This is a genomic window from Streptomyces flavofungini (genome assembly GCF_041028215.1).
Classification (GTDB): domain Bacteria; phylum Actinomycetota; class Actinomycetes; order Streptomycetales; family Streptomycetaceae; genus Streptomyces; species Streptomyces flavofungini_B.
Genome location: NZ_JASKYR010001030.1, coordinates 1 through 2791, shown reverse-complemented (window position 1 = coordinate 2791; position 2791 = coordinate 1). Strand labels below are relative to the sequence as shown.

Annotated in this window: 2 protein-coding genes; both read left to right on the top strand. The window is 74.2% G+C overall.

Translation table 11 applies throughout. The annotated features are described in order from the left end of the window. Positions 1 to 810, top strand: an 810-nt coding sequence (locus AB8Z36_RS38015; protein ID WP_369217932.1) for a hypothetical protein, incomplete at its 5' end; no start/stop codon positions are given. A 55-nt stretch (positions 811 to 865) separates the two neighbouring features. Next, a partial coding sequence (locus tag AB8Z36_RS38010) for a hypothetical protein (protein ID WP_369217931.1) occupies positions 866 to 2791 on the top strand: 1926 nt, incomplete at its 3' end.

Sequence of the window (2791 nt, the reverse complement as noted above, 5' to 3'; positions counted from 1 at the left end):
GGGCTCGGGCGGCACTGTGTGCGGGCCGCTCCCGAGCTGCTCGCGCTCGGCGCGCTGAAGCACGCGCCGCCGCTCACGGCCACGCTGGTGGGCGGCGCGGCCGAGGAGGCGGGCCGCCGCCGGGCCCTGGAGGAGCCCGGTTCCGTACGGCCCAGGGACGTCGGCCGGGCGCGGCTGCTCATCGGGCAGGGGCGCACGGGTGAGGCGTCCGCGCTGCTGCGGGAGATCATCGCGGAGGCGCGGGAGCTGCTCGAAGGCCTCGGCCAGGAACGCCAGGCACCCGCCCAGACCTCCGCTCGTACCTCCGCCCACATCCCCGCTCCCACCCCCGCTCCCCCGGAGGAGCCGCACCCCGTGCCCGAGCTCGACCGTGCGTCCCGGCGGCAGCTCGCCCGCGCCCAGTCGCTGCTCTCGCTCGGCCACTATGACCACGCCGTGCAGGCCGCGCACATCGCCTGGCAGGACGCGGCGACCAGACCGACCGGTGCCGACATGCTGGACGCCATGATCGACGTGCACTGCGCGGCGGCCATGGCCGACATGTCACCGGAGCACTTCGCCGACGCCGAGCGGTGGCTCAACTGCGCGTACGGACACGATCCGACGAACGTACGGGTGCGCGGTCTGCTCGCCGAGCGCACCTACCGGCACGCCGTGGAGCTGGACCGGCGCGCCGAGCGGGATGAGGCGATTGAGGCCCTGGGGAAGTGTCTGACGTGGGACCCTGAACACGCCGCCGCCGAGGCGCTGTTGCGGCGGCTGAACCGCGACGGCAGGAACCGGCGTGGCAGGGGGGACGTCCTCGGCTAGAAGACCCAAGGACCCGCTTCTTGTGCCATCCCCGTGAAGTCTGGGAGGAAAGCGCTTGACGCCCGCACAACTGCTCGACAAGGCCTCGATCATCGCGGAGTTGCGGCGCCTCGCGGCCCTGCCCGAGCTGTCACCGCGCGCCGCCGAACTGGATGCGCTGCACAAGGATCTGGGCTCGATGACGCGGCTCGACCAGTGGGCGGAGATCGACCTCGTCCAGGCCTACGTACGGCCGGAGAGCGTGACCTCACCGTCCGAACAGACGTCCGGCAAGCATGACCGTCTGCTTGAGGCGGCGCTCGGGGTGCTGGTCTTCGTGCCGCTCCTGATCACCTGGTTCGGCCTGCGGGAGGCCGTGCGGGCGTACGGGGAACTGGCCAAGGAGGAGCCCAGGCAGGCGACGCGCCCCTTTCTCCAGCTCTGGCAGTCGGGCTTCGGCGGGCATCTGTCGTCGTTCGGCCGCTTCGAGAACGTGGCCCTGATGGCCGTTCTCCTCATCGCCCTGCTGGTGCTGCTCTCCGTCTGGCACGCGCGCGTGCGGGTGCGTGCCGACCGGGACGAGTCGGCGCAGGAGGCCGCGAGGGAGCGGGTCTGCGGCGAACTGGCCTCGGTTCTCACCCGTACGCAGTTGCTCCTCGCCCCGCACCGCAGCGCCTCGCCGCAGCAGTTCGGGGCGGAGCTGACGAAGGCCGCCAAGGAGATGGGGGACCTCGTCGCGAAGGCGGCGCAGAACCACCAGGCGCTCGGCGGCGCCACGGCGGCCGTGGGGCGGGCCACGGACGCGCTGAAGAGCGCGGCGCTTGCCCTGAGCACGGAGATCCCCAAGCTCGGGAGCGTCGCGGACCGCATCGACACCACGCTGCACAACGGCACGGCCGAGACCGCCAAGGCCGGGCGGGCCAACGCGGTCGCCGCCGGGAAGATCGCCGGTCAGGTCAAGGCGGCGGGCGACACGGTGGAGGCCTCCCTGAAGACCCTGGTCGCCGCGCAGCAGTCGCTGGTGGCGAGGTCGGAATCGGTGGTGAAGGCCACCGAACAGGCCTCCCAGGCACTGGTCGCCAGCACCGGCCGCACGAGCGACGCGGTGGACGGCATGCGCGAGGCGACCGAGCGCTGGGACGCGGCGGCGGCGCACTGGCAGGACGCGGCGGCCCGCCTGGACGCCCGCATGGACTCCCTCGCCGTGGCGATGTCACTCCCCACCACCACATACACCGCGAACGGCACCACCCAGGCCTCCGGCCCACCACCCGGCACCAACGGAACGCACGTAGCCGGAGCACCGGGGACGGGCCGGGTGACGTCCCCGGGGTACGCGCCCGACGCGGGGCACGCGGGGACCAGCGGCTATGCGCCCGGCGCGGGCGGGAGCACCGGGTACGCCTCCGACGTGGGCGAGGGCGCCACCGGGTACGCGTCCGGCGCGGGCGGGACCTCCAGCGGGTACGCACCCGACGCGGGGCACAGGGGGACCAGCGGATATGCGCCCGACGCGGGGCACAGGGTGACCAGCGGGTATGCGCCCGACGCGGGCGGGACCTCCGCCAACCACTCGCCCGGCGCGGGCCGAGCAGCCACCGGCCGCTCGGCCGATGCGGGCCACGGGGCAACCACCGGATACTCGCCCGGCGCAGGCGGGGCCCCCACCAGCAACTCACCCGACACCGGCGGCACCTCCTCCGGCTACTCCCCCGGCACCGGACCCGACCGCCGCTACTCGCCCGACAGCAGCACCTCGCCCAGCGCGACGCGCCGCACCACCGGCGACGGCACCCGCACGCCAGGCAGCGCCTACGCACCCCGCGACGGCCACTCTCCGGGCACGGCGTACTCACCCGACGAGGCCGCCACACCCGGCACGGCGTACTCACCGAGCGACGCCGGACCGTCCCGCACGGCGTACTCGCCCCGTGACGCCACGACACCCGGCACCCCCTGTCCACCCGCCGACGCCGCCGTGACACCCAACGCCCCCCGCATC